The following is a 7,599-nucleotide window of genomic DNA, read 5'->3' as shown; positions in this document are numbered from 1 at the left end:
GCTAAATCTTTCAATATTGTCTTGCATCTGTTTTACTAAGAGCCTAGTATCTGCTGTATCTTTCCAATAACCTAATAGTTCCCCAGACTTAAAAAAATGTAGTATGGATGTAGGATTAAATACATTAGGCCCTTTATTAGAATTAGAAAACCTATATCCATTATAATATTTTTTCAAATTCTTTACAACTGTTTCAGTCGATTGGTCTATACCAGTTATTTCTGTTCTTCTATCACATATATTGTCAAAATTATTTTTAAATAATGCTCTAATATCTTCTTCTCGATATCCTACAATATCTGAAACATCTTCATCGAGTGATATATCTCCATCGTGCAATATATTAGCCCCTGAACCTAATCCTGATAAAACGAATTTATACACACCCGTTACAAAGATTAATTGACAATTATTAGCACAGCTTTTCACCGTTGCAAAAAAATCACTAAGTACTTTCATGCAGTCTTTATAGTTCTGAGAATCCCAATTTAAATTGATTACTGGACTATCATATTCATCTATTAGCAGAACTATTTTAGGCTCATAGCCTTTTTTTAATGTTATAAGTGTATTTATAAGCCTTCTAAACCTTGTTTGTAATGATTTTCCTGTTATTTTTACTTTATACTGCAAGGCAATGTCCTCTAATAATTCTATAAGATCCCCTTCTAGTTTGTCAGATGAAGTATTATTTAATCCTGAAAAATCCAACCTAATCACCGGATATTTTTTCCAGTCGTATTTTATTATATCACCATTTTCATCTTCAAACTCCCCATTAGAGATAAAACAGTCCTTAAATAATTCTTTATTTGCTCCTTCAGCAATTGCAGCTATGGTATTCACAAACAGTGATTTACCAAATCTACGGGGACGAACAAGAAAGGAAGTTTTCCCTTCCAATAAAAGTTTACCAACAAGTTTTGTTTTATCTGCATAGTAACCAGAATGTATAACACTGGCTATATCTGTATCTCCAATAGGCAAACGACTCAAATGCGTTCTTTTTATAGAAGCTGGTTCTAAATGTGTTCCAGCTCTTTTTGGTTCTAAATCTTGATTCATACCATACTTATTTGTTTTACATGAAAATAAAGATAGTATAAGGCACAGAAATAATACGCAAATACTTTTGTTTTTTTGAATAACCATTTTTTTTACTAATGCATTGTTTGTTATTGCTCGATGTGCCTTATGAGCTATGTAGGCTGTACTATCTTAAGAAGACTACATGAATGGATACGCTATCGGAGCATATCATTATTGCCCTATAAGACAAATCAGGCTAAAAATTTTTAGTCACTACAAATATATAAATATTATATATAGCAAACGGTTTTACAGAAAAGAAAAAAGTAAGAGATTTTACTGATGATTACTATTTGCCCCAACCCTCTTTATCCAAACTTCTATACTGAATAGCCTCTGCCAAATGCACCTCCGATATAGCTTCACTTTCTCCTAAATCTGCAATAGTTCGTGCTACTTTTAAAATTCTTTCATATGCCCTAGCTGAAAGCCCTAATCTTTCCATAGCCACCTGTAACAACTTCTGACCAACCTTTGAAATAGGACAGAACACTTTTGTTATTTTAGAGGACATTCGTGCATTCGTGTACATATGAGGGAGATCTGTAAATCGTTGCGCTTGTATTTTTCTAGCCTTAACCACACGTTCACGAATGACACAACTAGGTTCGTTCTTTCTACGAGAAGACAATTCTTCAAAAGACACAGGTGTCACCTCCACATGGAGATCAATTCTATCTAACAGTGGGCCACTAATTTTATTTATATAGCGTTGCACAACCACAGGACTACAAACACATTCTTTTTCAGGATGGTTATAATAACCACATGGACAGGGATTCATACTAGCAATAAGCATAAAACTTGCTGGGAACTCAATAGAAAATTTAGCCCTTGCGATAATCACCTTACCATCTTCCAAAGGCTGACGCATCACTTCTAAAACCGTACGTTTAAATTCTGGTAGTTCATCTAGAAAAAGCACTCCATGATGCGCTAGGGATATTTCTCCAGGTTGTGGAAAGGTCCCCCCTCCTACCAACGCAACATCGCTAATGGTATGGTGAGGGGTACGAAAAGGCCTTACAGGTAAAAGCCCATACACATGATCCATGCGTCCACTTACAGAATATATTTTAGTGGTTTCTAATGTTTCAGCTAGGGTAAAAGGGGGAAGAATAGAAGGTAAGCGTTTTGCCAACATGGTCTTACCTGCTCCAGGAGGACCTATCATGATTGCATTATGGCCACCAGCAGCTGCAATTTCAAGGGCTCGTTTTATATTTTCTTGCCCCTGAACGTCTCCAAAATCTATATCATAGTCACTCACTTTTTCCTCAAAAATTTTTCGAGTATCTATTTGTATAGGATGAATAATGCGTTCTTGTGCTAAAAATGCTATGGCTTCCGTAATATGGCTAACTGCAATTACTTCAATCTTATTAACAATGCCTGCTTCCGTTCCATTTTTTTCGGGAACGATCATGCCTTTAAATGCACTTTTATAGGCCTGAATGGCAACTGGAAGGGCTCCTTTTATGGGCCTTAAGGTTCCATCTAAAGCCAATTCTCCCATAATTACATATGAAGATAAAAGGGGTAAGTTATGTTGCTGTGAAGCATGTAAAATAGATAATGCAATAGGCAAATCATAGGCGGCTCCCTCTTTACGTATATCTGCTGGAGCAAGGTTGACAATAACCCGTTGACGGGGCATGGTACATTTAATTTGCTTTAATACAGACTCTATACGATGCTGGCTTTCCTTAATCGCATTATCTGGAAGTCCCACCATAAATAAACCAGTGCCATTTACAATACTTACCTCTATAGAAATAATAAAGGCATCAACCCCATATATGGCACTACTAAAAGATTTGGTAATTTCACCCATAGAACAGCATAATTATTGAACAAGAATAAGGTAATGATTTTTCTTGCCTTTCTGTACTAATAAGTAACGATCATGTAGTAATTTAAAATGGGGTTTCTCATAGGGGTCTATTAATAATTCTTTATTGACCATAATGCCTTTTGACGCTATTAATCTCCTTGCTTCTGATTTAGATGGTGTAATAATGCCCTCTGTAGTTACGGATAAAAAGGATGCTACACCATCTGATGTATCTAAGTCGGTTTTTTTGATATGGACTTGCGGTATGGTTTCACAAATAGTAAGTAAATCTTCCTCACTTAGTTTTTGTAGATCATCAGGAGTGCTTGTACTACTAAAAAGAATATGAGCACAAACCATAGCTTTTTGACAGGCCTGTTCCGAATGAACCATGGTCGTTACCATTTTAGCCAAAGTTTGTTGCAATATCCTATGTTCAGGCGTAGCACGATGTGATAAAATAATCTCTTCCAGTTCTTCTCGTTGGCAAGACGCAAAAACCTTAATAAGCTTTTCCGCCTCTTCATCGCTACAGTTTAAAAGAAACTGATAAAATGTATAGGGAGAAGTTTTCTCTGAATCTAGCCAGATATTCGCCCCAGAAGCTGTTTTGCCAAATTTAGTTCCATCAGCACGGGTGAGTAGCGGCGCTGTCAAGGCAAAAACTTGTGCTTGTGCCTTTTTACGAATTAATTCTATACCTGTAGTTAAGTTACCCCACTGATCCGCTCCTCCCATTTGTAAGGTCACATTTTTGTGTATAAAAAGATGGTAAAAGTCATATCCTTGCAATAATTGGTAGGCAAATTCCGTATAAGATAACCCAGTCTCTATCCGTTGTTTTACACTATCTTTAGCCATCATATATCCAATAGGTATATGTTTGCCTATATCACGCAAAAAATCTATAAAAGAGAAGGTTTTCAGCCAATCAAAATTATTAAGCAGTTCCGCCTTGTTCTTTCCAGAAGAAAAATCCAGAAATTTTTCTAATTGAAGACTAATACATTCCTGATTGTAACGCAATGTCTCTTCTGTTAGAAAGATGCGCTCTTTGGAACGTCCAGAAGGATCTCCAATCATACCAGTAGCCCCCCCTACAATTGCAATAGGCTTATGGCCAGCTTCTTGAAGATGTTTTAATAGCATGATCGTTACCAAGTTGCCAAGGTGCAGAGAAGGAGCCGAGGGATCAAAGCCTACATACCCTGTAACCATATTCTTATTGAGGTGTTCTTCTGTACCTGGTACCATATCATGGATCATGCCACGCCATTTTAAATTGGCAACAAAGTTTTTCATATGTAATTAAAAAATAATAAATACCTTATTATCTTGCTTTAAGGAGTAAAAGTAGCTAAAACATGGTGATACATGTTTAATTGGCTTAACCTACTTGTCCCATGGCGCAAAATTTTTCTGTTCGATTTTTTATTAAAATTTCTATAGGTTGATGCTCTAAATCGTTTAAATGGGTTAAAATAGTTTCCTTTACTGCCGTTGCTGCCGCTGCAAGATCTCTATGTGCCCCTCCTATGGGTTCTTGAATAAGCTGATCTACTAACCCAAAGTTTGACATGTCTTTTGCTGTTAACTGCAATATTTCTGCAGCTTGCTCTTTATAATCCCAGCTTTTCCAAAGAATCGCGGAACATGATTCTGGTGTAATAACAGAATACCAAGTATGTTCTAACATCAGCACACGGTCACCTACTGCAATACCCAACGCGCCCCCTGATGCTCCCTCTCCAATGACTATGCATATAATGGGGACATGCAGCCCAAACATGGCTTGAATGTTTGTTGCAATGGCTTCTGCTTGACCACGTTCTTCAGCCTCTAAGCCAGGATAAGCACCTGGAGTATCTATAAAGGTAACAATAGGTTTCCCAAACTTCTCTGCTAGACGCATAAGACGCAGTGCTTTGCGGTAGCCTTCTGGATTGGGCATGCCAAAGTTACGTATTTGTCTTTCTTTGGTCGTTCTGCCTTTTTGATGGCCAATAAACATAAGAGACTTGCCATTTATAGTCCCAAATCCTCCTACTATTGCTTTGTCATCCCCCATTAACCGGTCACCATGTAGTTCTACAAAGTCTTCTGTAATATGTTGGATGTAATCCAATGTGTAGGGTCTGCTTGGATGACGTGCCAATTGAACCCGTTGCCATCTAGTTAAATTTTGAAAAGTCCTTTGCCTTAATTCTATTATATCATTTGCCAATTTATCAATAGAGGCTATAAGCTTAGCGTTATTTTTTTGTTTAGCAGCCTCTTGCATCTTAGCCAGTTTTTCTTCAAGCTCAACAATAGGCTTTTCAAAATCTAATAGCATAAATTTTTTATTTGTTTAGATCCTATGGTTATATGTCATGTATATTTACTATTTACACAACATAAAAGTACGCATACATGCTAGTCCCCTGTACATAGGCATTGTACGCTGCAATATTTTTCTATTAAAAACTAATCAGATTACCATAAATAATTTACATTTATTTAAATAGCCTGTAAATCTTCTACAAATACAAGTGTACAAAAAATTTCAAGAATACGCTAAAATTATAAAAACATTTCAGATTTATTAAATAATTAGTAACTGAAATAGACAATTTCGAGGATACTGAAATTTTTGGAGCATATTTGCTTGTATGCTAAGGTTTATAAGAATATTTATATTTAGCAATCAATTGTTTTTACAAAAGTCAAAAAAGGCACCCGTGGAGTTACTTTAGAAGATTCAGAAGAAAATAAATGGGTAAAATCATATCCCAACATAATGCCTACTCCATTTGTACCTATCATAAAACCCGTACTGCTATTATATGCAAACCCAAGGTCCCAAGAACAACTAAAGATGGAATCTCTTTTACTTGGTACGCCTATACCACTCCTACTAAAAAGCTGTTGAATGCCTCCTTTTATTCCTTCTTGTATTTCTCCTGCTATGTCTCCCATTGTGCCATCAGTAGCCATTTTTCTATCAATTTTGTCAATATAATTTTTTATGTGATATTGTGTTTTATTCGCATCAACATTTAATTTAAACAAAAACTTTTTATAAGCAGCATGTAAAGCTATTACCAAACGTGGACCTATGTATAATACAAATTGTCTGTTTTTATCTGGATGCAGATAAAAATGTAATGGTAGGCTCAAGGTATGCAACGTAATGTTATCTAATGCTATCCCAAATCTATCACCTTTACTAAGATCTAAGTTATTTATTTGATTAAAAGCATTATAAAAAGAAGCAAAAATACCTGAATCGGGTACCCTTTTTCCATTTATACCAAGACTTACCATACAGAGGTGGTTGTAGCTATACAACAATCCTGTTTGAATACCAATGCCATTTAAAGGTCTCCACTCTATAAAAGGACCCATAGAAAGCTCTAGGCCACTGGCCCAATTTTGCTCAATGGTTTTTTTTGTTACTTTGGCCCAACTCTTTATACCAAAATAAAGCGATGGTCCTTCATTTTTTGCAAAAAAGGCTTGTTTTTTTTGTTGATGTAACGAATGATCGTCCGCAAAGATTAATTCGGGCCTTAACAAAAATGAGCATAATACAACCAAACTTATTTTTGGCAAGACCTTATATATCATATAAACAGATTACTTCAGTAGGGAACATAATTCAATCAATTTACATGTAATAGGACCTAATATTTTAACTTAAAATACTGATTTAATTCAAATTAAGCGAACTTATTCATGACAAAAATTTACCTGAGTAATGGTATATTTAGACAATGGTATTCCCTTGGCTTTTATTGTTTTAATAGCTACCTTTTCTAAATCATATATAATAGATCGATTTTGTTCACTTGTAGGATGAACCAAATAATGTAACGCTAACTTAGGAGATGGAGCAGAAGTGACAAGGGTAAGATCACACATATCAGCTTCTGAACTAAAGAAGGGATATTTTTTATCTTCTCCCCTACCCTCTACCATAAATCGTTTTACGAAATATTTTTTCTGTAATCTATGGTAAAAAATAATAGAAAGAAGATGTGTATGCCCCAATTTTTCGACCAAAGCAATGGCATCGGGATCTAGTTGAAAAGACAACGGATAGTCGGTCACAAGATAATACCCCTCCTTAAAAACTAAAAGTAGTTTGTCGGATGGACCAAAAGAACCAAGCAGTTGTCCACGGCCATTATTAGGGGTTATACGACCTGTACGTTCATCATACCATAATTCAATAGCTTCTAAGGTAGATATACCCTGTTCTTTTAATTGTGCTTTATATATAGTATGTTTGGTCAGTATATTGCCTTTGGCAGCGCGTCCCTTTATAGCTAACTGAGCAAAATTGAACGTAAATTTCTTTTTAGAAGCCCTGCTCATAGGAGAAAGTAATATGGTAAGTAGTTCTGCCTCACCATTTGGATGCTCACTTAGATAGATAATCCTAGATCCAGGTGTACCTAGGGTTAGATCGTATGTTTTGTCACGTGTAATACCTAAGATTTGAAAGCGTTTTGCATATGCAATGCCTGTAGCACCATCTACATAAATCATATTGTAGCATCGCCTAGTATCTCCCTTTCTATAAATAGAAACATGTCTGATATCCTTACCAACAAAAACCTTTTCTACGATTTTGGTAACCATACACTTTCCAACATTACGTATGACTACCACATCGTCTATATCTGAACAGG

General features: G+C 35.7%; 5 protein-coding genes and 1 pseudogene. All 6 read right to left on the bottom strand.

From position 1 onward, the window contains the following. Positions 1-1,065 (bottom strand): AAA family ATPase (locus CCPUN_RS03890; protein WP_165941949.1); only part of this gene is annotated, 1,065 nt, incomplete at its 3' end. 313 nt (positions 1,066-1,378) lie between these two features. Then, positions 1,379-2,923, bottom strand: a complete 1,545-nt coding sequence (locus tag CCPUN_RS03885) for a YifB family Mg chelatase-like AAA ATPase (RefSeq protein ID WP_133282270.1) — start codon at positions 2,921-2,923, stop codon at positions 1,379-1,381. Between the two features lie 12 nt (positions 2,924-2,935). Then, complete coding sequence (tyrS, locus tag CCPUN_RS03880; protein ID WP_133282269.1) at positions 2,936-4,225, bottom strand: tyrosine--tRNA ligase; 1,290 nt, start codon at positions 4,223-4,225, stop codon at positions 2,936-2,938. Positions 4,226-4,310: 85 nt separating this feature from the next. Beyond that, on the bottom strand, positions 4,311-5,258 hold the full coding sequence (locus CCPUN_RS03875; RefSeq protein WP_133282268.1) for an acetyl-CoA carboxylase carboxyltransferase subunit alpha: 948 nt from the start codon (positions 5,256-5,258) through the stop codon (positions 4,311-4,313). Positions 5,259-5,602: 344 nt separating this feature from the next. Continuing rightward, positions 5,603-6,532, bottom strand: a complete 930-nt coding sequence (locus CCPUN_RS03870) for a hypothetical protein (RefSeq protein ID WP_133282267.1) — start codon at positions 6,530-6,532, stop codon at positions 5,603-5,605. Between the two features lie 102 nt (positions 6,533-6,634). Then, a pseudogene (locus CCPUN_RS04755) lies at positions 6,635-7,599 on the bottom strand (DNA gyrase/topoisomerase IV subunit A); the annotation flags it as partial.

This window comes from Cardinium endosymbiont of Culicoides punctatus (assembly GCF_004354815.1).
Lineage (GTDB): Bacteria > Bacteroidota > Bacteroidia > Cytophagales > Amoebophilaceae > Cardinium.
The sequence above is the reverse complement of the archived record's forward strand: the minus strand, read 5'-3'. Positions and strand labels throughout refer to the sequence as shown.